The organism is Prevotella sp. OH937_COT-195 (assembly GCF_003932845.1).
Classification (GTDB): Bacteria; Bacteroidota; Bacteroidia; order Bacteroidales; family Bacteroidaceae; genus Prevotella.
Genome location: NZ_RQZH01000020.1, coordinates 23,289 through 49,519, shown reverse-complemented (window position 1 = coordinate 49,519; position 26,231 = coordinate 23,289). Strand labels below are relative to the sequence as shown.

General features: G+C 38.2%; 25 protein-coding genes. 2 read left to right on the top strand and 23 right to left on the bottom strand.

Annotated features, from left to right (window positions below; all coding sequences use genetic code 11):
* Window positions 1–250: 250 nt before the first annotated feature.
* The 5 genes from EII32_RS08410 to EII32_RS08390 all read right to left on the bottom strand — a co-directional run bounded on the left by EII32_RS08410 (window position 251) and on the right by EII32_RS08390 (window position 6,675).
* Entirely contained in the window at window positions 251–2,185 is a 1,935-nt protein-coding gene (locus EII32_RS08410; RefSeq protein ID WP_125234984.1) for a leucine-rich repeat domain-containing protein, read from the bottom strand.
* Between the two features lie 105 nt (window positions 2,186–2,290).
* Window positions 2,291–2,734: a hypothetical protein gene (locus EII32_RS08405; RefSeq protein ID WP_125234983.1), complete on the bottom strand. Its 444-nt coding sequence runs from the start codon at window positions 2,732–2,734 to the stop codon at window positions 2,291–2,293.
* A gap of 224 nt (window positions 2,735–2,958) precedes the next feature.
* Window positions 2,959–4,518: a peptide MFS transporter gene (locus EII32_RS08400; RefSeq protein ID WP_125234982.1), complete on the bottom strand. Its 1,560-nt coding sequence runs from the start codon at window positions 4,516–4,518 to the stop codon at window positions 2,959–2,961.
* A gap of 40 nt (window positions 4,519–4,558) precedes the next feature.
* Window positions 4,559–5,311, bottom strand: a complete 753-nt coding sequence (locus tag EII32_RS08395; RefSeq protein ID WP_125234981.1) for a porin family protein — start codon at window positions 5,309–5,311, stop codon at window positions 4,559–4,561.
* A gap of 8 nt (window positions 5,312–5,319) precedes the next feature.
* A complete protein-coding gene (locus tag EII32_RS08390; RefSeq protein WP_125234980.1) occupies window positions 5,320–6,675 on the bottom strand; it encodes a LysM peptidoglycan-binding domain-containing protein in 1,356 nt (451 codons plus the stop codon).
* Window positions 6,676–6,783: 108 nt separating this feature from the next.
* On the opposite strand from EII32_RS08390, the gene EII32_RS08385 reads away from it, so the two are divergent.
* Window positions 6,784–7,503, top strand: a complete 720-nt coding sequence (locus EII32_RS08385) for a gliding motility-associated C-terminal domain-containing protein (protein ID WP_125234979.1) — start codon at window positions 6,784–6,786, stop codon at window positions 7,501–7,503.
* 8 nt (window positions 7,504–7,511) lie between these two features.
* The gene (gene uvrA / locus EII32_RS08380) at window positions 7,512–10,379 is read left to right on the top strand and encodes an excinuclease ABC subunit UvrA (RefSeq protein WP_125234978.1); all 2,868 of its coding nucleotides are present in this window, start codon (window positions 7,512–7,514) and stop codon (window positions 10,377–10,379) included.
* Between the two features lie 208 nt (window positions 10,380–10,587).
* Here the strand turns inward: uvrA and EII32_RS08375 are convergent, their stop codons facing one another.
* From EII32_RS08375 to EII32_RS08290, 18 genes are all read right to left on the bottom strand, one after another.
* Window positions 10,588–11,142: an NADH peroxidase gene (locus tag EII32_RS08375; RefSeq protein ID WP_125234977.1), complete on the bottom strand. Its 555-nt coding sequence runs from the start codon at window positions 11,140–11,142 to the stop codon at window positions 10,588–10,590.
* A 76-nt stretch (window positions 11,143–11,218) separates the two neighbouring features.
* On the bottom strand, window positions 11,219–12,592 hold the full coding sequence (gene hisS / locus EII32_RS08370; RefSeq protein ID WP_125234976.1) for a histidine--tRNA ligase: 1,374 nt from the start codon (window positions 12,590–12,592) through the stop codon (window positions 11,219–11,221).
* Window positions 12,592–13,866: an adenylosuccinate synthase gene (locus tag EII32_RS08365; RefSeq protein ID WP_125234975.1), complete on the bottom strand. Its 1,275-nt coding sequence runs from the start codon at window positions 13,864–13,866 to the stop codon at window positions 12,592–12,594. The genes hisS and EII32_RS08365 overlap by 1 nt, the downstream gene beginning before the upstream one ends.
* A gap of 22 nt (window positions 13,867–13,888) precedes the next feature.
* A complete protein-coding gene (locus tag EII32_RS08360) occupies window positions 13,889–14,314 on the bottom strand; it encodes a Fur family transcriptional regulator (protein WP_233582351.1) in 426 nt (141 codons plus the stop codon).
* 144 nt (window positions 14,315–14,458) lie between these two features.
* Window positions 14,459–15,070 (bottom strand): DNA alkylation repair protein, encoded by a 612-nt coding sequence (locus EII32_RS08355; RefSeq protein WP_125234973.1) that lies wholly within the window; start codon window positions 15,068–15,070, stop codon window positions 14,459–14,461.
* 14 nt (window positions 15,071–15,084) lie between these two features.
* Complete coding sequence (locus tag EII32_RS08350; protein WP_125234972.1) at window positions 15,085–17,043, bottom strand: dipeptidyl-peptidase 3 family protein; 1,959 nt, start codon at window positions 17,041–17,043, stop codon at window positions 15,085–15,087.
* 9 nt (window positions 17,044–17,052) lie between these two features.
* Window positions 17,053–17,520, bottom strand: a complete 468-nt coding sequence (locus tag EII32_RS08345; protein ID WP_125234971.1) for a helix-turn-helix domain-containing protein — start codon at window positions 17,518–17,520, stop codon at window positions 17,053–17,055.
* A 181-nt stretch (window positions 17,521–17,701) separates the two neighbouring features.
* Window positions 17,702–17,974: a PqqD family protein gene (locus EII32_RS08340; protein WP_125234970.1), complete on the bottom strand. Its 273-nt coding sequence runs from the start codon at window positions 17,972–17,974 to the stop codon at window positions 17,702–17,704.
* A gap of 42 nt (window positions 17,975–18,016) precedes the next feature.
* On the bottom strand, window positions 18,017–18,520 hold the full coding sequence (locus EII32_RS08335; protein ID WP_125234969.1) for a S24/S26 family peptidase: 504 nt from the start codon (window positions 18,518–18,520) through the stop codon (window positions 18,017–18,019).
* On the bottom strand, window positions 18,496–19,389 hold the full coding sequence (locus EII32_RS08330) for a hypothetical protein (RefSeq protein WP_125234968.1): 894 nt from the start codon (window positions 19,387–19,389) through the stop codon (window positions 18,496–18,498). Before EII32_RS08330 ends, EII32_RS08335 begins: the two co-directional genes overlap by 25 nt.
* 20 nt (window positions 19,390–19,409) lie before the next feature.
* Window positions 19,410–19,835: a hypothetical protein gene (locus EII32_RS08325; RefSeq protein WP_125234967.1), complete on the bottom strand. Its 426-nt coding sequence runs from the start codon at window positions 19,833–19,835 to the stop codon at window positions 19,410–19,412.
* A gap of 14 nt (window positions 19,836–19,849) precedes the next feature.
* Window positions 19,850–20,713, bottom strand: coding sequence for an RNA polymerase sigma factor RpoD/SigA (locus tag EII32_RS08320; RefSeq protein WP_125234966.1), 864 nt, complete (start codon window positions 20,711–20,713; stop codon window positions 19,850–19,852).
* Window positions 20,714–20,883: 170 nt separating this feature from the next.
* Entirely contained in the window at window positions 20,884–21,531 is a 648-nt protein-coding gene (locus tag EII32_RS08315) for a gliding motility protein GldB (protein ID WP_317125330.1), read from the bottom strand.
* A 300-nt stretch (window positions 21,532–21,831) separates the two neighbouring features.
* Window positions 21,832–23,184 carry a TMEM43 family protein gene (locus tag EII32_RS08310; protein ID WP_125234964.1) on the bottom strand — a complete coding sequence of 451 codons (1,353 nt, stop codon included), beginning with the start codon at window positions 23,182–23,184 and terminating at the stop codon, window positions 21,832–21,834.
* Window positions 23,185–23,221: 37 nt separating this feature from the next.
* Entirely contained in the window at window positions 23,222–24,157 is a 936-nt protein-coding gene (gene rsgA, locus EII32_RS08305) for a ribosome small subunit-dependent GTPase A (RefSeq protein ID WP_125234963.1), read from the bottom strand.
* 23 nt (window positions 24,158–24,180) lie between these two features.
* Complete coding sequence (frr, locus tag EII32_RS08300; RefSeq protein WP_125234962.1) at window positions 24,181–24,741, bottom strand: ribosome recycling factor; 561 nt, start codon at window positions 24,739–24,741, stop codon at window positions 24,181–24,183.
* A gap of 83 nt (window positions 24,742–24,824) precedes the next feature.
* Window positions 24,825–25,616 (bottom strand): 16S rRNA (adenine(1518)-N(6)/adenine(1519)-N(6))-dimethyltransferase RsmA, encoded by a 792-nt coding sequence (rsmA, locus tag EII32_RS08295; RefSeq protein WP_125234961.1) that lies wholly within the window; start codon window positions 25,614–25,616, stop codon window positions 24,825–24,827.
* Between the two features lie 57 nt (window positions 25,617–25,673).
* Window positions 25,674–26,195, bottom strand: a complete 522-nt coding sequence (locus EII32_RS08290; RefSeq protein WP_158611156.1) for a 4'-phosphopantetheinyl transferase family protein — start codon at window positions 26,193–26,195, stop codon at window positions 25,674–25,676.
* Window positions 26,196–26,231: the final 36 nt, after the last annotated feature.

Here is a 26,231-nt window from a genome sequence, read left to right as displayed (position 1 = left end):
TTATAAAGGTGTGAAAGGAGATGCCGTAAATATAATGTTGGCTGCGGCGGCGTATAACTTCAAAAGAGCAATGAGAGTTCTTTTGTGGCTTATAAAAAAAAATCAGCGTGAACTTCGATTTTACAAACTTCACGCTGAAATATAGTTTTTAAGGAACGACTAACATTGTAGATAAAAAACGTAATCGGTTATTAAGGCTGCTAAAAAGTCTTTAATGACCGATTACGTAAAGATATACTAAAACAAAAAACTATCTCATAACCTTGACGGCAATATTGTCTTGACGTACCAATATAGTTTTTGCAGCCGGAATGGCAACCATTGCAAATCCGTTCATGTCAATTTTGTCATTGTGCAATAGTTTTCCCGAAAGGTCGAATATTTGATAATTCTCATTTGCCTTAAGTCCTTTTATTATGACATTTCCACCTTCAATTACAACATTTACGGTAGGAATTTCCATGTTTTCCATACCGCTTGTCAACACGAAAACAGCAGCCAACACTCCATACTTACTGATATTAAATGTGTTATTTGATAATTCTTCTCCATCCAGAAGTAATTTTTTCAACTCATATCCATTGATTGGGGAAGCCGTAACCTTTACCTCCTTGCCTTTTTTGATAGGAGTCCATTCCGGTATCTGTTTACCTTCAACCATTGTGGAAATTGTTCCATGTTCGTTTGTCTCAAAACGCAGACGTACAGTTTCGCATCCGGTGGCATCTCCATTGAAATTCACATTCCAATTCTTTCCTTCAAGAAGAGTGTTGTCACAAGTCGCAGTTCCTTCGTTGTTAGCCATTCTCAATACAGCTTCATCAGTTTCTGTTTTTTGTGGAAGCATGTACATTACATCATTTATGGCACAGGCATCAAATTTGTTTTTATCCAAATCTATGGTATTAAGGAACGAGTTTTGGGTAAGGTCAATCTCCGTAAGATTATTGTCCGACAAGTCGAGACTCTTCAGTTTTGGGAGCATTGATATGTCAATATCCGAAATCCCCGTACTTTCAAGATCGAGTGATCTGAGTAAAGGAAGTTTGTTGAAATCCGGCAGTGTTTCAAATGCATTGTTGCCGGCAGTAAGAATTTCCAGATTAGAATTTAGATTCAAATTAAGTTCCTTAAGCCCCATTCCAACACAAGACAGGACACTAAGTTTAGGATTCATGGTAGTGCGTAATTCTCCAACTTCATTATAACTGCCATAGAACTCTTCAAGTTCTTGAAGATTGCTGATGTCTATAGACGTTATTTTGTTGTCCGTAAGCCATAGTTCGCGCAAATCCGGAAGTCTGGTAAGGTCAACAGCCGGTATCTTGTTTTGACTCAGATTCAGTACTTTCAGTTTTTCATTCTTTCCTATTTCGGCTTTTGTAAACTTGTTGGCAGCCGCATTGAGCATAGAAAGATCACCATAAATTTTGATGTAATCTCCCGGATCAACTTCCAATTTTACGGTATTGGCTACCTGTGCGCCAATAGTATAGTCCCTCTTTCCATAACCATCTTCAATCTGTATTGTCTGATTTTCCTTGATACCTTTCAACTCAAGGTTTACAAACAATTCTTCTTTCTCTCCTTCTTCATCCTCGTCCAATACAATGCCGGGATCAACCTGAAATGTGAAATTTGGGGTTAGTGTCGGAGTATTTTCGTCAGGTTCCGGATCTCCGTTCTTGACACAGTAAATCATACCTTTCCAACCCGGCATTTCCGAAGCGCAAAAGAAAGCGACAGATACGGCTCCATCCGCAGATGCAGATTTCACAATTACCGGCATTGTTGCCGGATTGCCTTTGATTGTCGTGTTCGGTGTAATTCCTTTTGGCCATCCATATTCATATTCCCCGTCTTCGTTAGGTTCGTTGTTTAGTTCTATCAAACCATCGTAGATTCGCAATTCATCAAATTGGTCTATATTCATTTCATCAAAAACGATGGTGATGTGTGAATCCGAATTAAGTGGTTTCAGTCGCAAAAGCGTATAAACAAGGTTTCCCCTCATTCCTCTTTCCGGTCCGCCTGCATCATAGTATTCCTTAGGTTTTCCCTGTTCGATTGTGTATTCGAAATATGGTCCGTCACTTCCCGGTTGATAGATTTTACCACTGCTTTGTGCTTGTACGGTCACAAACGACAATACGAACAACACAAAGAATAAAACTTTCTTTATCATATTATTTTCATGGGTTCTACTTATCGTTTAAAGGCATTTGGCAGGTCGAACCCTTTTGCCTGCATCTGCCTTGTTATCAAAATTGTTGCTGCAAAGATAGTCAATTTAATTCTTTAAATCCCATTCTCTTAATACTTTCTTTGCCTTTTTATAATGTTTGCGGTCACGTCTTGCCCGACGGTCAATAATGTTTGCAAAGTCGAATTTTAATATACTTGTGCTTCTTGGTTCAAGCATCATGCGTTCATGATTCTTCTTCATTGCTTTCATAAGATCCGGATTTTTACCCGTTACAATTACATCCGGTAACATCATATTTTTTGCCACAAGATACATCGTATCTGTAATTTCCTCGTATTTGATTTTTTCAGAAAGATATTTCAAGTGACTGAAAGTAACAGTTTCAAACAATTCCGATATATCTGCCTTTCCTTTATGGTCAGTAATCACTGCGCAACACGTATCAACCTTCACACTGACACCTTCAATCGGAATATGCGTGTCAAGTTCTACTACAACAATATGTCTCTGCGCCTTTGAAACAAGCATAAAAGAGAGTATCATAAACAATACAAATGACCTTTGCATATATTTACTGTATTTATTGCAGGTGTTATATTTTTGTACAAAGATAGTTTTTTTAGAGTATAACAAAATAAGATTTAAATCGAATTAACAAAGAACAAGTAATGTTGAGTTAAGGAAAACAAAAGGGGCTGAACCAACGATAAGAAATGTTGATTCAGCCTCTTATTTAGGATGAATGTCAATGATTATTTGGTAACTCTCTCAAGCCATTTCACCATACCGAACATAACACCCATTGAAATCAAACAAACGGCAAGGAATACGCACCAGCATATCCAGATAGGCCATTTGTTATACATCAACGGACCAAGCCAAAGAAGGAGGTTACCTACAGCCGTTGCACCGAGCCACAATCCCTGACACAATCCTTGTAGATGCTTAGGAGCAACCTTAGAGACAAACGAGAGACCGAGTGGCGAGATGAAAAGTTCGGCAACAGTAAGGAAGAAGTAGGTCAAGATAAGTACCCAAGGACCTGCCTTCAATGTAGCCTTTGCCGTATCACCCATAGCAGTGAATGTCTCTGCGGAAGGATAATCCTGTACGATTGAGTAAATCATAAGGAAGAGGAACGCGATACCAGCAATTCCCATACCGTATGCAATCTTGCGTGGAGTACTTATGGCACGTCCATGTGCTGTCAGAGTACTGAAAATCCACATAATAATAGGTGTGAGTGAAATCACGAAGAATGGGTTTACAGACTGCCATACCTCAGGAGCAAGAGTGTCAGTGCGCACAAAGTCGCGAGCAAAGAACGAGAGTGACTGGCCATTCTGATGGAAAGAGAACCAGAAGAACACGGCAATACCGAGCACAGCAAATAGTGCATACATGCGCTGACGGATTTCAGTAGCCTGCTGTATCTTCTCTTCTTCTGTGTATTCTACGCTCACAACTGCTTCCTTCTTACTCGGAGTCGGGAACTTCTTCTTTGAAACAATGAATATCATAAGCGATACCAGCATCATCACTACAGAAGCAATGAATGAGTAATGAATGCCGGTGTTGAAGATGTCAAGATACTGAGTACAGAATGTAGCGAGGTCGGCAGTGCTTCCACCTACTTTCTCAACAAGTTCTGTAAGGTTCTGCAACTGGTCGGTTTTAAGATTGCCACCAGTGTTGATATACTCATGACAGAGTTTGGGTAGGTCGGCATTATACAAGAATCCGTTACTCTTTAGCCACCAGCTTCTAAGCATAGGAGCCATGAACGGAGCAATCAGTGCACCAACGTTAATGAAGACATAAAAAATCTGGAAACCGGCATCACGCTGTCCTTGTGCCCATTTCAGTTTTTCCGATCCTTCCTTAGCAGCATCAGTCTCAAAGTTGTCATACATCTGACCTACAATGGCCTGAAGGTTTCCTTTGAAGAGGCCGTTACCGCAGGCAATCATCGTGAGAGCGAAGATTGTAAGACTGAGAAGCCATGAGGTGTTATCAGGCGTTGCAAGGATTGGAATGGCAAGGATAATATATCCTACGGCCATTACCACAAGTCCCCACGCAATAGTTGACTTGTAATTTTGTGTACGGTCGGCAATAATACCACCTACAAGGCTAAGCACATAGATTGCAGCAAGGAAGAATGCCGCGATTAATCCACTTGTCTCATCAGAAAGACCGAACTTTGAACAAAGGAAAAGCACGAGCACGGCATTCATTATGTAATAGCCGAAACGCTCTCCCATGTTACTTAATGCTGCTTGAAGCAGACCTTTGGGATGATTTTTAAACATAGTACGTTTTTAAAATTAGTTAAAAGATTTATTCTGTTATTTATTTACGTTTTGTTTTTATTATATCAAACAGATAGGTGAACTTCAAAACGATGTTGCCAAAATTACTGCGTCCGAAATAGTCACGTTTCGAGTCACCATAGATATTCCCCAATCCATAATAGTAACGTGCCTCAAGCATCATTCGTCCAATCTTTGAGTGTGAATATTCCATTCCGATGCCTGCGGCAATTCCGTAGTCGAACTTATGTTCGATAGCCATAGTATCCTGTGCGACAGTATTGTTCACTCTTTCTTTTTCGTTTCTTTCGTTTACGTTGAAATTGGTCTTTGTACTTTCGCTTATGCAATAGCCCAATTGAGATCCCGCTTGGAAGAAAAACTGCAATCCGTTATGTTCGCGTCCCCAGCCGAGATGGGCTAATATAGGCAGTTGTATGTAATTCATAGTTCGTTCATATTCTTCTGCCTTACCCGTAACGGTATTTATTACCGGAGAATTATTGGCATTAAGGATATTCTCTTTCCAGCCAATGCCGGCATAGTTCAATTCTGCCTGAATGGCACAAATAGTCTTGAAATATTTCTCGCAGACATATTTTAACGTTACTCCGCCGGTAATGCCGCCATGCAAACTCTGTCCAACCTTTGGCTGGAAATAGACATTGCTGAATACATATCCGGCATTAATGCCAATGCTGAGGTCATTACGATACTCGCCAACCTGTGAAAAAACAAGTTTTGTCACAGACAGACAGCAGATGATTACGAGTAATCTTAATTTTCCAATCATCAAAAGGATCAAAAATTAATTGTGGAAACAGAATGATTCTTGTTGTAGTGAATGAAAAGAAAACTTGTGTTTTGATATCCACCTATCTTCCCTACCCGCCGGAAATGAAGCCGAGTTTGTAATGCCGTTTTATCTGCGGTTACACCTGCAAACTTACTGCCTTCACGATGCAGTCCGCGAAGGAAGAACGTCCCATGGTCATAGCCTGTAATGGCAAAACGCGGCAGATAGTCCTGCATATCGGTACGAAACCATTGTTTATATGTTCTTTCGAGGGCATTTGTTGCTTGCGAAACAGAGTTGTAGTAAAAATGGGCAGGGATGTATGTATCAAACATGCAATACTTATCAATATTATATTTTGCATACATAAGCCACTCTGTGTAACCGAATAACGTAATCTGAAGTTGCGGATTGGCTGCCCGAAGCGAATCAATGCGCATAATAACACGATTAAGACATGGCGATTTTTCCGAATTGAGTACTACCACATTATGTTTGTTCGACAAGAAAGAGCGTGCAAAATTCTTCCACTCGGAATTTATGTTCGTAATGTTATAGGCAATTTTACGAGTATCAAGTTCCTTGCGCAAAAGAGTAGTGAAATTACCTTTGGTACTCGCAGGGTCGTTACAATCGATGAATATTGGGTGAGATGATTCGAAACGCTTGACAAACTGTGTCGTTATCTCTTGGTTTAGAAACGACGGATTTTGATATATTTGGAATACATTAGGATAATTTTTTACGGCATCGCTCTCTATTGAGAAAGGTATTACTACCTTTATTCCATATTTACTAGCAAAATCTACAAGCGGTTTTACTTGTTTCGTATATAACGGACCGAAGATTATGTCACACTTTTCTGCCCCCTTGTTGAGCAGTGTCATGCGTATGTCTGCATTAATGTCAACATTCCAAGCATATACATCAACCGATATTCCCTCACGCTTCATCTGATCGCAGGCCAATAGCAAACCTCGATAGTACTCTACCATGCGTCGCCCGTCTCCATCAACATTATGCAACGGAAGCATAACGCCCATTCTTATGGCACGCTTACGTACGTCTGCCTTTTCGTTGCCACGAGTCACGACCTTGTCTGCCGCGGCAACAGCCTCTGCTTCGGTAGCGTATGGAATAAAAATAAAATTACCTTTTTTTAATTTGTAGCCGGGAGTATTCATCTCCGGATTGGCGGTACGAAGTTGTTCCTCTGTTATACCATACTTACGGGATATACCGTATATCGTTTCTCCTTTGACAACTTTGTGCATATCTTTCCACTTTGTCACTTGAGCATCTGCCGAGTAAAATACCATAAAGAATGCCAACATTAACGAGCAACGGAAAAAATGTATCATAATCTGTTTAATTCTTATTTACTTACTTAAATTTTCTGCAAAAATAAGCAATAAAGTTGAGTTAACCGCTGTTTTTTTGTAATTTTGCATCTATTAAAACAAAAGATAATGAAAATATATCGTTTAATGGCATTTTGCGGCATAATATTATGCGCAAACATCCTTGCTTTCTCGCAAAATGAAACACCGACAATTGAACCTACGGCGAGGTTCACCAATAGTAATGGTGAATACGAGGAGAGCAATAACTACTCCGGTGATGCACCCCTCGTGGCACATTTCATGGCAAACCCGAAAAATCAAGGGGAATACTCAGCACACTATGAATGGCGTTTCGTACGCGAAGGTGAGAAAGAACCGTTTCTTACAAGGTATGAGGAAAACACAGAATATACTTTCAATCATGCGGGAACACACTCTGTTGTCTGCCATGTAATATTCACCAAGGGCAATGACAGAATTGAATATACCGACGAGTATTGGAACGAAACAGAACCTATAAAGGTAACAATAAGCGAGAGTTCGCTTGACATGCCTAATGCATTCTCACCGAACGGAGACGGATATAACGACATTTACAAGGCCAAGACATACAAGAGCATCATTGAGTTCCATGCTTATATTTTTAATCGATGGGGACAGAAACTATACGAGTGGGACACACCAGAAGGTGGATGGGATGGAACTTTTAACGGAAAAGATGTTAAACAAGGTACTTATTTTGTACTCGTAAAGGCTACCGGCTCTGATGGAAGGAAGTACAACATAAGGCGTGACGTAAACCTTTTGAGAGGATTTGTTGAGAACTCCGGCATAACGGAAAACTGATTACATAGATGAACAACGAATCGGAAAAGATAAATGTATGGGGAGCCCGTGTGCATAACCTCAAAAATATAAATGTGGAAATTCCTCGGGACAGCCTTACTGTTATTACCGGACTTAGTGGATCTGGAAAGTCTTCGCTTGCTTTTGATACATTGTTTGCAGAAGGACAGAGACGATATATAGAGACTTTCTCGGCATATGCACGTAATTTTCTCGGGGGGATGGAACGACCCGATGTTGACAAAATTACAGGGTTGAGTCCGGTAATAAGCATTGAGCAAAAGACCACCAACAAGAACCCGCGTTCCACAGTAGGAACAACTACCGAAGTATATGATTTCCTGCGGTTGTTGTTTGCCCGTGCCGGTACGGCTTATAGTTATATGACGGGCGAAAAAATGGTAAGATATACAGAAGAAAAAGTTCTCGAAATGATAAATAGTGATTATTCCGGGAAACGAATATATATTCTTGCGCCGCTTGTGAGGAATCGAAAGGGACATTACCGTGAATTGTTTGAGAGTCTGCGAAAGAAAGGATACCTGCATGTAAGGGTTGATGGTGAGATATGCGAGGTGGAAAGAGGAATGAAAGTTGATCGATACAAGAATCATAACATTGAAGCGGTAATTGATAAAATGGTGGTCAAGAAAACCACAAAAGATTCTGAAGGTCATACTGTTAGCGATGAAAGGTTAAAGAAAAGCGTTGCCATTGCAATGAAGCAAGGTGATGGATTGATAATGATATTGGACAAGGAAAACGGGGAAATAAAATATTTCAGTCGCAGACTTATGTGTCCGACATCGGGTATAAGTTACGGAGACCCCGCACCAAACAAATTTTCATTCAATTCTCCCGAAGGGGCTTGCAGTGTATGCAAAGGACTTGGAATGATAAACCGAATTGATCTCGCAAAAGTAATACCGGACAACAATATTTCTATCCATCAAGGTGCAATAGTCCCACTTGGCAAATTCAAGTCACAGATGATTTTCTGGCAAATAGATGCAATCCTTAAGAGATACGAATGTGACATAAAAACACCTGTAAAAGATATTCCCAAGGAGGCAATGAGCGAGGTAATGTACGGCTCGCTTGAGAACGTACGCATAGATAAGGAGGTGGTACATACCACAAGTGACTATTTTGTGGAGTATAACGGTGTGATAAAATACCTGCGCAACGTAATGGAGAACGACGAGAGTGCAAGCGCACAGAAATGGGCAGACCAGTTTCTTGCAACATGCGAATGTCCGGAGTGCCACGGGCAACGGCTTAACAGAGAAAGTCTGTCATACAGAATATGGAATAAGAACATCAGTCAACTCGCAAAAATGGACATCGGAGAACTGCGAGAATGGCTTGAAGAAGCGAAACTGCATCTTGACAATAATCAACATAAAATTGCAGCAGAAATAATAAAAGAGATACAAACACGATTGAGTTTCATGCTTGAGGTGGGACTAGACTATCTTTCACTTGATCGACAGTCGGCATCACTGTCAGGCGGAGAAACTCAACGTATAAGACTTGCAACGCAGATTGGCTCTCAACTCGTTAATGTGCTATATATTCTCGACGAACCAAGTATAGGTTTGCATCAACGCGACAATGAACGGCTTATAAAGTCTCTCAAAGAATTACGCGACATCGGTAATACTGTAATCGTTGTCGAACATGACAAAGATATGATGCTTGCCGCAGACTACATTATTGACATTGGTCCTAAAGCCGGAAGAAAAGGAGGAGAGGTCGTATTTCAAGGTACTCCTGCCAAAATGCTTTCTGATAAACAAACCATTACAGCAAAATATCTTGAGGGAGAGATGTGCATCGAAGTGCCTGCAGAAAGGCGCAAGGGGAATGGCAAGACATTGCGCATAACAGGTGCAAGAGGTAATAACCTTAAAAAGGTCACAGTGGATTTTCCGCTTGGAACACTCATTGTTGTTACCGGAGTGTCGGGCTCCGGTAAATCAACTCTTGTTAATGAGACATTACAACCGATATTAAGTCGCAAATTTTACCGATCGTTGAAAAAACCGATGGAATATGATGGTATCGAGGGAACGGAACACCTTGACAAAGTAGTAAGTGTCAATCAGACACCATTGGGACGCACCCCACGCAGCAACCCGGCAACATATACGGGAGTGTTTGGTGACATACGCTCCCTTTTCGTCAACCTTCCCGAGGCAAAAATACGAGGATATAAGCCGGGAAGATTCTCATTCAACGTTAAAGGAGGCAGATGCGAGGCATGTGGAGGCAACGGATATAAGAACATTGAGATGAATTTCATGCCGGATGTTATGGTACCCTGCGAGGTATGCCACGGAAAGAGATACAACCGTGAAACACTTGAAGTAAGATATAAGGGGAAATCTATTGCGGATGTTCTTGACATGACTATAAATCAGGCAGTTGATTTCTTTGAGAATGTACCGGATATATTGAGAAAAATAAAAACAATACAAGATGTCGGACTCGGATATATAAAACTCGGACAGCCATCTACAACACTTAGCGGAGGAGAGAGCCAACGTGTTAAACTGGCAACGGAACTCAGCAAAAAAGATACTGGCAGAACGATGTACATACTTGACGAACCTACAACCGGACTGCATTTTGAGGATATTAGGATTTTGACCGGAGTATTGCAAAAACTCGTTGACCGTGGCAATACCGTTATAATAATAGAACATAACCTTGATGTCATAAAACTTGCCGACCATATTATTGACATTGGACCTGAAGGAGGAAGACGAGGAGGAGAACTCGTAGTATGCGGAACACCGGAGAATGTTGCAGAAAGTGGAAAGGGATACACCTCAAAATTCATAAAAGAGGAACTCAAAATGGGAGACAAATAAAATTTCCCAACAACATATTGTCACTCCCAAAAAGGAAACTATAAATCAAGTAAGTTAGTTATCCCTTAAAAATGACTTATTATAAATCAATGTAATAAACCTTTTTTAAGAAAAGACAAACTAACTTTGTGATTGAATGAGACGGATTTATAAAAAAAGAGGACATGTTATAAAATGAACATGTCCTCTCATTGGTCTTTCAAAAAACTTACTTGAAATAGCGTTTGTACAATCCTTGGAAACCGGCACCGTGACGTGCTTCGTCTTTAGCCATTTCGTGTACCGTGTCGTGGGTTGCATCCATTCCGGCTGCCTTTGCATTGCGTGCTATGCGGAACTTGTCCTCACATGCCCCACGTTCTGCTGCAATACGCGCTTCAAGGTTGCTCTTTGTGTCTTTTAGAACGTCGCCCAATAACTCTGCGAATTTGCTCGCATGTTCTGCTTCTTCAAACGCATACCTCTTGAATGCTTCTGCAATTTCGGGATAGCCTTCGCGGTCAGCCTGACGGCTCATTGCCAGATACATTCCCACCTCACCACATTCTGCATTGAAATGGTTGTTCAGATCTTTAATCATTTCCTCGTTGGCGCCTTCCTTACGGCTTGCACCAATCTCGTGTACGGTTGCAAACGAATTGTCATCGTTCTCAATCATCTCCTTAAATTTGCTTGCCGGAGCCTTGCATATAGGGCACTTCTCTGGTGCATCTTCACCTTCATGGATATATCCACAAACAGTGCAAATAAATTTTTTCTTCATAATGTTTAGTAAATTAAATAAGTTTTAACCACAAAAATGGTATTCTAATATGTATTGCCTTTGTCAGCAAAATCTTCTATTTCTCGTTAGTAGAAAGTACTTTCAATAATTGCTCTGACGTTAAAAGTTGTTGTTCTCCCGTAAGCATGTTTTTGAGCATCACTTTTCCATCTGTCATTTCATTCTCCCCCGTAATGGCAACAAATGGAATCTGTTTGGCATTGGCATATCCCATCTGTTTTTTCATCTTTACTGCATCAGGGTATATCTCGGTGGTTATACCTGCATTACGAGCCTTTGTCGCTATTGGCATGCAGTAACGTATTTCTTTTTCACCGAAATTTATGAATAGGAGTTTTGTAGTATCTTCCGTATCTTTTGGATATAGATCAAGTTGGTTGAGTATATCAAATATACGGTCGGCACCGAAAGAAATGCCAACTCCACTAAGTCCCGACATTCCGAAAATGCCAGTAAGATTATCATATCGTCCGCCACCGGTTATGCTTCCAATCTCTACATCTATGGCCTTTGCCTCGAATATTGCTCCTGTGTAATAGTTAAGTCCTCGGGCAAGGGTAAGATCCAGTTGTATCTCGTTTTGCAGGCCGCATTCATTTATTATGTCAAGAATAAAACGTGTCTCCTCCACTCCTTTCATTCCAATCTCAGAACCGGACAATACATCACATATTATATTAATTTTCTCTTCGTTTGTACCATTCAAAGATATTATGGGCTGTAGTTTAGCTATTGCATCATCACTTAATCTGGCATATGCAAGTTCCTTGTTAACTGCCTCAATTCCTATTTTATCGAGTTTATCGATTGCCACTGTTATGTCAACAATCTTTGTCGGTTCTCCTATGATTTCCGCAATACCAGAAAGTATTTTTCGGTTGTTTATCTTAATCTGAACTCTTATACCAAAACGTGAGAAAACATTGTCGATAATCTGCATGAGTTCAACTTCGTTAAGCAAAGAATCGGAGCCAACAATGTCTGCATCACACTGATAAAACTCACGATACCTGCCTTTCTGTGGTCGGTCTGCACGCCATACCGGCTGTATCTGGTATCTTTTGAACGGCATTTGTAACTCATCTCGGTGCATAACGACATAGCGTGCAAATGGTACTGTAAGGTCATAACGCAAGCCCTTTTCGCATATTTTAGATGCAAGATGTAGAATATTTTTCTCATTCAACTCGTCATCTGACACCTTATTTAAAAAATCTCCGCTATTAAGAATTTTGAAAAGAAGTTTATCCCCTTCTTCTCCGTATTTTCCCATGAGCGTCTGAAGTGTCTCCATTGCAGGTGTCTCTATCTGTTGGAAGCCATATAGTGCATATACATTCTTTATTGTATTGAATATATAGTTGCGCTTTGACATTTCGGTTGGAGAGAAATCACGCGTGCCTTTTGGAATATTTGGTTTGTTTGCCATTATTTTCTAACTATTGTCTGGTCGCGATCCGGACCGATTGATATTATTTTTATTGGTGTATCAAGTTCAATTTCGAGGAAATTAATATAATCTATGAACTCTTTGGGGAATTGTTCTTCTGAAGTGAATTTCGTCATGTTTGTCTTCCAGCCGGGAAATTCTTTGTATATCGGCTCTATGCCCTCCTCGATATTGTATGGGAAATGATCAATTTTCTTTCCTTCCTGTCTGTATGCCACACATGCCTTTATTGTATCAAAATCGTCAAAAACATCACTTTTCATCATTATCAATTGTGTCACTCCGTTAACAGTTATTGCATAACGCAATGCTACAAGATCTATCCATCCGCAACGTCGCTCGCGTCCGGTAACCGCTCCATACTCATGACCTAAATCACGAAGTCGATTGCCTGTTTCGTCAAAAAGTTCCGTTGGAAATGGTCCGGCACCTACACGGGTGCAATACGCTTTCATTATTCCATATACCTCTCCGATCTTATTCGGTCCTATTCCAAGTCCGGTACATGCACCTGCACATACTGTATTTGAAGAGGTTACAAATGGATAACTGCCAAAATCAACATCTAACATCGTTCCTTGCGCTCCTTCACATAAAATGCTTTTTCCTTCTTTAAGCATTTTATTTATTTCGTATTCCGAGTCAATTATACGGAACTGTTTCATATATTCGATACCTTCCCTCCAAACTTTTTCGGTCTCGCTTATATCGTAATCGGTGTAGTTTAGGGACATTAGCATTTTCTCGTGGCGCAACTTGCAAATCGCATATTTTTCTTCAAAATTATCGAATATATCACCAACGCGGAGCCCGTTACGACTTATTTTATCTGTGTATGCCGGTCCGATACCCTTACCTGTTGTTCCCACCTTGTTTTTTCCCTTTACTACCTCGTTTGCGGCATCAAGTAATCTGTGGGTAGGCATTATCAGGTGTGCTTTTTTTGATATGAGAAGCCGGTCTTTAAGATTGTGTCCGCTCTTCTCAAGTTCTTTTGCCTCATTCATGAAAAAATCCGGGGCAACCACCACGCCATTGCCAATGATGTTTGTTTTCCCCCCTTGAAATATTCCTGATGGAATACTTCTCAACACATATTTTTCGCCCTCAAACTCAAGAGTGTGTCCTGCATTAGGTCCGCCCTGAAAACGAGCAATGACATCATAATTAGGTGTGAGTACATCAACGACCTTTCCTTTTCCCTCATCGCCCCACTGTAGTCCCAGCAAGACATCTACTTTTCCACATCTCATTATTTATTCGGTTTTGTTTTTATTAGTTTGTCTGTACTCTTCTTTTATTATTTCTGTTTCGTTTCCTCGTTTGTTTTGCAACACAATTACTGCACATTCCATATACATAAAGTGAAAAACTGTCCATGTGGAAACGTTTAAGTCTTGTATTCCATACAATAGAAGAGATTTCCTTGGAATCTATCTTGGATACCTTTCCGCACAAAGTGCATATCTGATGACAATTGCTGTTTATTGACAATGCTGCTTCATATTTAGTACCTTGTTGTAATTTGTGGCAAATGATCAACTTTAGTCTCTTGAACAATTTTAATGAATTATAAAGTGTTGCACGACTGATTGGAAAACTCCTGTACTCAAGAAGAGTTTTTAATTCCTCCATGGTAAAGCATGTGTCGAAACTATATGCTGCGTCAAGCACAGCGAATCGCTCCACAGTCTTCCGCATTTTGTTTTGTTCAAGATATTTAGATAGAATATCTTTCACCTCTTTTTTCACATTGCCCATTTTTACACAGAGAAACTTTATATGTGCAAAAATACAACAATTATCAGAGATGACAAAACATTTTTTAATCTTTTATACTTAAGGTTAGAACTCTATGCCATTTTTCTTGAAAATGGACATTGCCTGTTTTTCCTCTTTGTCACCAAGCGTGGCATATTTTTGTAAACATGCCATTGCGGCATGTCTTACTGAAATGCTCTTGTCATGTAGTGCCACTTGTACTTGGTCAAGGAATTCTTCTTCCGATCGGCTGTTGATTCCTCTAAACTTTACTAATAAGCGTGCAAGGACATGATAACCGCATACTTCATAAAGTTCCTTGTCTGAAGAAATCCATTCAAATGCTTTTTGTGAGGCATAAGGCAAGTATTGGTAAAGATTAAATGCTGCTTGCTCTGCTATTTCCAAAGAAAAAGTCTGCTCCATCCAAATATCCGTAATTTCCGGCAACATTCTCTCAGCAGGCATAATCATTGTTGCAAGGATTTTACATTCTCTAATATCTTCTTTCCATAGGGCTATTGCGAGGTCATAATCCTTTCCATATTCTTTTGCCTTTATTTTTAGATCAGGCAAAGAGACTCCCCAATTTATATGGTAAACGACTCCTTTCTCCCTCATTGAACGAGATGTTTCGCCATTCATTCTTAACCTGAAAGATTGCTTTATCTGTTTCAACTTATCAGAAATATCCATGCGTATTAAATGCTTTAAATAAGTGTTGCATACTGACGGCTATATCTCAGCATCTGATCTGTGTAGTTCTCAGTATAATCTATTTTTATGTCCATAATATCTCCTTGATCATTAAATACAGGTTTCATAACAGGATTCAAGAAGCCTTTATATGGAGCAAGATTAAGTTTTTTGTATCTTTCAATTATTTCAAAGTGTAGTTTTTTATCAACTTTAACTGAATATTTTTCAACCAATCTTTTTGCTACCGAATAATCTCCCTCACTCTTTATGCGCTGTATCTCCGCCAATAATTTTGCAAAAAGTGAACGCAGGGCAGAATAATCATCAATAGCAACGAATGTTTTACCATCTTGTTTAACAAGCCTTATCGCATTGCCGTTTTCATAACACCAATACGCAATAAGAGCACGATTGCGCATGTGTGTCTCCTCAATATCATTTCCCGGCTTTATCCTCGTAAGTTGTGTCAATAGCCCATTCATAATATATGTATAATATTGACTCTTATATGCATGTTCGTCCGGAGTAAGTCCGAGTTCTACAAGTTTATAATCTGCTATATAGTACAAAGCGAAAAGGTCGGCACGGGCTTCTTCTATCGTGTTTCCGTAAGATTTCAAGGCATCCGGATCAACTCCTTTCAAAAGCTGTCCGCTACCGTGTCCCAAACATTCGTGAAGGTCGGTGTGTAAATCTTCGCAAATGTCCCCGTATTTTTCAATTAAGGATAATGTTTCTTTATCAATGACAAATTCTTCCATGAAACCATTTCCTCGTGCAGCTTTATTGTATGCTTCCGTAAGGTTTCCTATCGTCACACTCTTACTTCCATATTCTGCCCTTATCCAATCTGCATTAGGAAGATTTATTCCTATCGCTGTTGACGGATATTCGTCTCCCCCAAGCATGGCAGCACAAACGACATTTGCCGTTACACCTTTGACTTTTTTCTTACGGAAGCATGGGGATACAGGGCTGTTATTCTCAAACCATTGTGCATTATTACTTATTTTCTGCGTACGTACCGTGGCTTCAATATCCTTATATTCTACAATACTTTCCCAAGAACCTTTAAGACCAAGCGGATCGCCATATACTTCTATGAAACCATTTACAAAATCAATCTGTGCTTCTTTCTCGTCCACCCATTCAATACAATATTTATTAAAAGTTCTCAAATCACCACTCTTATAATAACTTACAAGTGTCTTGATATACTTTTTTTGCTTGTCGTTCTCTGCGATTTCCAATGCTTTTTCGAGATAGCTAATTATATGAGAAATTGCACTTCCGTACATTCCTTTTTCTTTCCAAACAATCTCTTTTATTATACCTTTTTCTTTTATCAGTTTCGAATTTAGTCCATAAGAAATCGGTTGTTTGTCTCCAAGATCATTCTTTTTTCTGTCATTATAGAAATCTTCAACTTCCTGCTGAGTTACATTTTCGTAGAAATTACAAGCAGAAGACACTATTACATCTTCTCCCTCTGCCTTGTTGACTCTTTTGGGCAAGAAATTTGGGTTGAACATAACGTCTTTTAGCAAAAAGAATAAATCTTCTATATTTTCATCATTTGCCAATGGCAATATTTTTTCATCAATGCTGTAAAGAACATTTTTGAAAAAATCAAGGGGAAAGTCAGGAATTATTTTTTCACAACCATAATGATGATATATACCATTTGAAAACCATACCCTTTTCAGATAAACAACAAGAGATTTAAAATCTTCACACTCTCTGTTGCCATTGTATGTAAGATAAATTGCTTCAAGCGTCTTGCGGATTTTAAGATTAAATTTACCGAATTGGTCGAAAGTTATATCACGTCCGTACAAGGTTGCTTCTGAAAGGTAATAAACTATTTTTTTTTGTTGCAAAGATAGTTCTTCAAAACCATTTAAACGATAACGGAGTAGTTGCAAATCAGCAAAACGTTCATTAACGTAACAGAAGTTGTCTTTATCCATTTTATATCATTAAACTGTTTTTTTCTTAGTTTTGCAATGCTTCAAGTAAGATGTCGTTTCACCATTCTTTATTTTCTCCATTTTATATTCACGTGGCGTAATACCCGTTATTTTATAAAAAGAGGCATAAAAAGATTGTCTGTTTGAAAAACCAACCATAGAACTAATAACTTCCATATTGGTCTTACGATATTTAAGATCAGCGAGTATTACCATTGCTTCTTCAATCCTATATTTATTTACGAATGAAGTATAGTTCATACCGAACCTCACATTTACCACAGCCGAAATGTACCTCGTATTTGTTCCTAAGTCCATGGCAAGTTTTTTTGCCGAATATTCTTTGTCACGATATTTCCTTTTCGTATGTATAATATCAAAGATATTTTTCTCAAGTTCGTCCATGACAATAGGACTTATTAAAGTACGATAAACTGCTTTTCTATCCTCTTTTTCTATAATATTATATTTAGCCATATTAAATAATTATTATCCCATTTTTTATTCGCAAATTTAATTATATTCTAAAAAAATGAAGAAACAATTATCAAGGTTTTAATAAACTTTATACAAAAGTACTTGTTTTTATGGCTATTTATGCGTATTTAAACACAAATACGGGATTTATGCAGAAATAAATCGGAATTATTTTCTTGGACTAATCATCCACAATACCAACAGATAACCATTGCTCTGTAAGTTTTTGGGAATCGGCAACGGCCGTTTCCATATCAACATCGTATTCTTCCGTAAGAAATATGGCAAGGTCTTCTACTGTGAAAGAAGGCTTTTGCTGAACTTTTTTCCAAAGATAAGCAGATGATTCGTTAAGGCTTATTATATTACAGAAATCAATGTTCTCTCTTCCTTCGGCAACAATTACATATTCTCCGCATACATCGCGAAGAGTGAAACCTGGTTTTATCTTCATTTTGTTATTACTTTTTTATAATTGATATCATTATGATGTTTATTACATGTTTTTATTTTTTGCTTTAACCGGAAAAATGCGTAACCATATTCTGCGATGAAAGGCAAGCAGATATTTCCTGATTGGAGAAAGGCGCATCCATAAGAAAGAATAAAATCTCCATTTTTTTCCATCTATACGATCAAGTGTAGTCCTGCCTTTACGATAGAAACCAATTACAGCACATCTTATGTCACTTTTTTTACAATATTCATTTGACAAGTTGCCATCTCCTCTTAATACTATGTCATTACCATTAATATCTATTATTCTATGTAAAACATAATGCTGCGGTTCAATCTCGGCAAGTACAGGATCGCCTACTTTTAGATTTTCGGGAATGGTTAATAAAACCTTGTCACGTCCATCCTCAAGAAATGGTCTCATGCTATAACCTTTTAATGGTAACGTTACAGTATGTCCTTCATTTATAATCTTTATTACTTCCGGGATGATTACGGAGTTGCAGAATTGTTTCTCAATTACTTTGATATTTCTTTGTGACATAAGATAGCAGACTCTTTATCCGGAAGGCAATGGAGTATATAAATTTTCGTTGTTTCGATAATCCGAGTAATGATATTACATACATTGTTAAATATTTCTTTGTCCCATTTCATTGATGAACATGATGGCAACAAAGAGGCGAATGCTTGTACAGGACGTTCTCTTTCGATACTATTTATTTTCGCTCTGTCAATTCTGGCTATTGCTCCCAATGGGGCTTTTACATTTCTGTAACATGGTGTCTTTCCACTCCATGGACTACCATATATATAAGGTTTACCGTCATCAAGTATCCTTATTATCGGATTGTCATCGTTCATCAAGTCACAATGTGGGATATATCGTAACCAATTACTTACCTGCGTACTTTTTCCGGTACCGCTTTTTGCAATGAACGCATACCCTTTCCCTGCATTTCTAACAAGTGAAGCATGTATAAGTATGGTATTGACATGACTTCCTGCAAAAGCAAAAATAAGCATCAAAGCATTATTCAATCCGAAACAACGCATGTTGTAAGTTCCGTTTAATGCACAATGGCATGAAGTAAAATCTTTGTTTGTTTGCAACAAGCAACATTCTTTCTTTTTTATATCCTTAATTATATATTGGTATCCTCCCTCCGGAAGTTTATCCACTATGGTATCTCCGTTACCTGTATCAAAACAATCAATACGTTCTACACCTTCTTTGATTGGCTGCAAGTCATCATCTACAATAAGGTGAAAGAATATTTTTCTACTTTCTTCTACTATTTCAAACGGAGCAAATGAAGACAACAGTTTAATACTATTGTATTCGGAATCTTTGAACGTAATTTTAATGTCAAGTTCTGCTATATTGAAGAAATGTGATTTGTTGTATCTCATTCTTTTTTATAAATGTTGTCTTATTGACCAGATGAAAACGATGGTGTGATCGGAGTAAACACGAACTCCGATTTCTCTATTAAAATTATATCACATCCGTTTTTCTTTGTATATCGAGACTTCATTTTCTCATATTTTTTTTTCACTTTCTTAAGGTCTTTGCCATAAACAAAAACACAAGTCCTTTTCAAATATCCTTTACTTTCCAAATACTCTCTAAGTTGAATACTATAATTCCCTCTGCTTAAGATGAAATCTGTTTTACCCTCTTTCAATGCATTGTCGAGTGTAATTATGTCTGTGAAAAATACCAGGCTATCATTGAAAGAAGTTGAGACTCCAAAAACATAAATTGAAGGCATAACCTTATTGCCGTCTTTTGCCATTGTATCTATGGTAAAAACGAAACACAAAATAGCAATGATTGTATATATTATCTTTTTCATATTCATATAATTATCTAACTACCGAGGTAAGATCTTAGAAGTCTGCTCTTAGTATTATTGCGCAATCGTCTTATTGCTTTTTCCTTTATCTGTCTAACCCTTTCACGCGTAAGATTGTATTTCTCTCCAATTTCTTCAAGTGTCATTTCCGGCTGTTCTATACCAAAGAAAGCCTCAATTATCTTACGCTCGCGGTCATTAAGTATCTGCAATGCTCGCTTTATCTCATCTCGAAGAGATTCCAAGAGAAGCCATTTGTCTGCCATTGCCGCATCTTCATTAGGCAAAATGTCAAGCAGACTATTGTCGTCTCCCTCTGCAAAAGGGGCATCAACAGAAACATGACGTGTATTAACTTTCATGGCATCTTCAATCTTGTCTTCAGGCAAGTCTGTACCTTCTGCAATCTCATCTATACTTGGACGTCGTTCATTCTCTTGCTCGAATTTGCTCTGCATTCTATTTATTTTGTTGACAGAGCCTACCTGATTCAGTGGCATTCTTACTATACGGCTATGTTCAGCAATAGCTTGTAGTATGCTTTGTCTAATCCACCATACGGCATATGATATAAATTTGAAACCACGTGTTTCATCAAATTTCTCGACAGCTTTTATCAAACCAAGATTGCCCTCGTTTATCAAGTCTTGCAGTGCCAATCCTTGATTTTGGTATTGCTTGGCAACAGAAACTACAAACCTCAGATTGGCTTTCGTGAGTTTTTCAAGAGCTTCACGGTCTCCTTTTTTAATCCGCTGAGCCAATATTACTTCTTCTTCTACGGAAATAAGCTCCTCATGACTTATTTCTTGTAGATATTTTTCCAACGCAGCACTTTCGCGATTTGTTATTGACTTGGAGATTTTAAGTTGTCTCATTAGTATTAAATTTTTTAAAGTATCTGCAAAAATACATACTTTCCGGAGAAAAACAAAAGATTAAAAGTTAATTTTAGATTTTCATTAGACTTTTATATCTATTTATAGTCTCTGTCCGTTTGTTGATGATTGTCAATCAAAATCATTTTAATTAAAAGTAAATTAACAAGTTATTTTATTCCTGTATTTTTTATTATTTCTTCATAGTCATTTTCAATAAGTAGTTGTTGTACTGTCAAATTTGAATTCTTTCGCATGTAAGAATCTATGCAGTCAACATACTTTGTCTGGAATATCGACTTGCCAACTATGAGATTTGATACCCACATAATCTTTCCGAAATGCAAGTCTCGCTCTACCTGTGAACGATTTTCGATATTTTTCATAGGATAAAGACTGAGTAAATAAAAACATACACAATCAGGGGTTATGTTTTCCCTATTCATACTTTCACGTTGACAGTGATTGTAGTATTTACGATATATAGGATAGTTTGATCCCATATATTTATCAAGTGAAATTCCGATAATACCATCACCAATAATAATACTATGTTCAAGGTCGCCCACTTGTGCATAAAATTCAGGAATTGGAATGTTAGGAATATATGTCTTCAGTTTATTGAAAGCCTCGTCAAGACTTTTGTTTATGTCGTCAATATTGGCATATTCCACCTCTACGTCAGTCATAAGTACTTGTAACGTACTATCTTGATAATATTTCAAGAAAGTTTTGCTTATGTTCGGGTCATCTACTTCTCCTATATGTAGTATGTCTTCAATCAGTGTACGTGTTTCTATTGGAAATTCCGTATTCATCTGCTGCAATGCTGCAAAATCTCCGGTGGTAAGATATTGACATTGCAGACGGTCGTAACGTTTTATTTCTATTTTTTTATTAACAGAATCCTCATTCGGACGTAATTTATAATCACATCCAGAGCATATAATAATGACAGAGAATATAATAAAGAAAGCCTTACGCACGACAATTTACTATTAAAAACTGTTGCAAAAGTACAAAATTTATTTCACTTTTCCAAATATTTGCTTAAAAAAGTAAAACAGCGGATTGTGTTTTTTTCAATCCGCTGTTTTATTTTAATCAATTATTTGATATTATGTACCGGGAACGGGTGGAACCGAGGTTCCTTTTTTCTTTCCCTTAATTGCAAAGAATACTATTGCTCCGACAATAATCAGTAGTAGTGGGATTCCTATTAAAGGACGATAGAATAACCATGCAATTGCAATTATAAACAAACTCCATACAAATGCGAATATTCCACAAATCAGATTTACACCGAAATTGAGAATGTTGGATACGAATGGAATAACTTTTGCAAGTGTGACAATGAAGCCGAAGATACCTTTTATACCTATGAAAACCATAACTATGCCCAATAGTCGAAGTCCCCATTTAAGAAGATTATTTTCACTTTCTTGATGAGCAAACATCTCTTCTTTAGACACATCTCCACTCTCAACGCGGGAAAATTCTTTCTTGTTTTTACCGATATACTTTTGGAAAGTGTTACCCTTGACTTTCGATATAATTGAAATCTTATGCGGTTTCACTACGGTGAACTTAACTCTTACATCTCCGATTTGCGAGGACGAAGGAGACAAACCGATGTAAATCTCTCCATCACCATGATGTATATATTTTGCTTGATAATTATTTTTCGTGTTGACAGGAACAGATGTGTCCGTGGAATTACTTTCGGTTGTATCATTGGTAGCAACATCCTTACAAACAGCAGACCGTTGGTTCGTTTGATTACTTTCCACATCAGCTCCTCCTTTATAGTTATTCCCCAACCCTCTCACTACATTTTCTATTTGGTTATCAAGTTTTTGTAGAGTTTCGTCATTGATAGAAATGGGGGCATCTTCCGAACCGGATATGGCATGTATTATAAAATCTGGCAGTTTGTAAGCACCGAAAGTTACATTCTTTGCATAAATCTGTTTATTCTCCAGAGTTACCAATGGTTTGTTGTAAATACCTTTATACTCTGGGTCTTCAAATGAAGAAGAATTTACCGGACTCGAAACCCATTCTTTTTCATAAGTATAGGTAGTCACGGTTTCTTCGCCGCCACCTAACTTGTCTCGTTTCTCCTCATGCTTTTGTTCAACCCATTGGTAAAATTCCACTGTACGTTTAAGGTTGATTGCATTTACTTGAAAACCGAATGTGGATTCTCGGAGAATGTCTTTGGTTTTTGCATCGCCTGTCGCATGTACCAACAGTCCATTAAAATCCGAATTAACATTGTTGATATTCTCCATATCAACTGCGTTCTCACTCACTTCGTCAAGAAGTTTTGCATTGGCAACAGCCTCTCCTTCGTTCCACCAAAGTAAAGCAGTACCTGCCAAAAACAAGGCAATACCACCAAAGATACCGCCACATGCGTTTTTTACACGAGAGCCGTAACTCGTCGTTGTAGTTGTTGTGTAAGCCATAATTTATAATTTAAAATTAAACATTTTTCTCCATAATTCAGAACGCTTCTCTATATTTACCCTCATCTTTATCTTCAAGCATACTAAGGTAACTATTATATCTGCTTCGACTTATATAACATTCCTCAACGGCTTTCCTCACAGCGCATCCGGGTTCATGGGTATGAGTACAATTGTTAAATCGGCAATCCTTGGAAAAGTAGAATATCTCTTTGAAATATCCACAAATCTCTTCAGGTTCCATGTCGAATGTTCCGAAACCTTTTATGCCCGGTGTATCAATAGCCCAGCCTCCGAAAGGCAAATGCAACATCTCACTAAATGTAGTTGTGTGCATACCGGTATTGTGTGCTTCACTTATCTCTGCCGTTTTAAGTTTTAAACCGGGGATGAGTTGGTTTAACAGTGTACTCTTCCCTACCCCGCTATTACCACTGAATAAAGTAATCTTGTCTTTTAGCAAGTTCTCCACTGACGGACGTTCGGCAAACATATATGCAGATATTTCCATACATTCGTAGCCTATTGTCTTATATAGTTCCGCCATCATTTTCTGATAGTGTTTTTCTTCCTCCGAAAGAATGTCTGTCTTGTTGAATACTATTACCACCGGCACTCGGTATGCTTCAGCAGAAGCAAGAAAACGGTCAATAAACGTAGTACTTGTTTCAGGATAATTCACTGTAACGATTAAGAACACCTGATCCACGTTTGCTGCTATTATGTGGCTTTGTTTGCTTAGGTTGGGCGACTTTCGGACTATATAGTTTCTACGATCAAGAATCTCGGAAATAAATGCCATACCTTCTTTGTTTGGTGTTATTACAACACGGTCTCCTACGGCAACAGGATTTGTACTCCTTATATCCTTAAGGCGGAAATTCCCTTTTATCTTTGAATCTATGACCGTTCCTTCATCTGTCAATACAGTGTACCACGAGCCTGTGTTCTTTATGACAAGTCCGTTCTTCATGAGTGAGGGCAGATGCTTCTTTATTATACAGTCATTATTTCCTTTGTCTTTGCAGCAAGCAATTCGTCAATCTTCTTGATATATTTATCATGTATTTTTTGAAGTTCGGCTTCAGCATCTTTTTCATTATCTTCTCCCAATCCGTCCTTGATTGCTTTCTTTAGTTTTTCTTTTATATCTGAACGCACATTACGAACTTCCACTTTTGTTTTCTCGCCAACCTTGTTACATTGTTTTACAAGTTCCTTGCGACGTTCTTCCGTAGGCTGCGGTATCGACAAGCGTATTATTTCTCCGTTATTCTCGGGCGTAATACCGACATCACTACCCATAATTGCCTTTTCTATGTCACGTATCGCCTTGCGATCCCATGGTTTTATTGCTATTGTGCGAGCATCCGGTACTGTTACGCTTGCCACTTGGTTAAGTGGAACTATCTCACCATAACTCTCTACTTTGATACCTGAAAGTATGGCTGTATTTGCACGTCCTGCACGTATCTTTGAAAGTTGGTCGTCAAGATACATTGATGCCATTTCCATTCTCTCTTCACTTTCTTTTAATGTTGCTTTAACGTCTATCATAATTGAATTTCCGTAATATTATGTTTTTATGTCACAAAATTAAAGTTTTTTTTTCAACTGACCAACAAAAATAACAAAAAAAATTATTCATATAATTGTTTTGATACCAAATTTGTAAGTTTAACGAAATCTGCCACACTCAAATGCTCCGGTCGTTTAGTCATAATCTCCATCTGATAGAAGTCCTCCGAAGCCTGTGTTGTAAATATCTGTTTTAGTGTGACGCGCAGCATCTTACGACGTTGATTAAACACAGTTTTCACGATTCTTTTAAACAATTTTTCATCACAGCCAAGTTCCGTTACATTGTTACGAGTCATTCTGATCACGGCACTTTTCACCTTGGGTGGCGGATTAAATACGTTTTCATCTACCATAAAAAGATATTCCACATCGTACCAAGCCTGTATAAGGACACTCAATATTCCGTAAGCCTTGTTGCACGGTTTGGAAGCAATCCTCTGTGCCATTTCATGCTGTATCATGCCAGTACAACAAGGTATGAGATCTTTATTGTCTATCATTTTGAAAAATATCTGTGAAGATATGTCGTACGGATAATTACCTGTCAAGACAAAAGATTTCCCGTTGAAAACTTCGTCCAAGGGCATTCTTAGGAAATCCGCACCAATAATATTCTCACGAAGTCGGGGAAAATGCTCGTTTAGGTATACCACACTTTCACGGTCTATTTCAACAACTTTCAACTCACGCGGTTTATCCACGAGAAATTGTGTCATTACCCCCATTCCCGGACCAACTTCAAGAACCGGAATGTCAGGATATGAATCTACTGTGTCTGCAATTCTTTTTGCTATATTTAAATCTATGAGGAAATGCTGTCCGAGTTTTTTTTTGGGTCTTACTTGTTTCATATTTTATTTTTTCGATTGCAAACTTAATACTTTTTTTCGAAATATGCGGTATTACCATTAAATAAAAGAATATGTAAGTACATATTCGGAGGTTGTCTCTACGATAAGTCTTGCCACTGCTCCGCTACGCATATTTGTAACATTGGCAAGCGTATCAGAATCTACCTTTATTTCACATAGTTCAAGATGGTCTGCTGAGAAAAGTTTATAAACAGTCTCTTTAGCACACCAATGTACAATAAGAGAAATAATATTATCGGCATGTTCGTCTTCGCGCATGAAACGATTTGCAATTTTACATACCCTATCATTTATATACTCAATATCTATACCAACTTCATGTTTATCTGATACGATAATTGCCACATAGCCTCGCGTGTGACTTATACTTATATTATAACCATTCGCAATAAACGGTTTTCCATCGGCATTGTGTTCTATATTCAGTTCTTTTCCGTTAAATATTTCGCGAAGCAGGATTCTTTCCGCCACATATTCCTTTCTGCGGATTGCACTACGAAACATAGACTCAGCCTCAAGTGTTACCCAAAGAACATAAGGATCGTTTTGCGAAACCATGTCGTAATCGGATATTTTCCATAGTCCGACAATAAC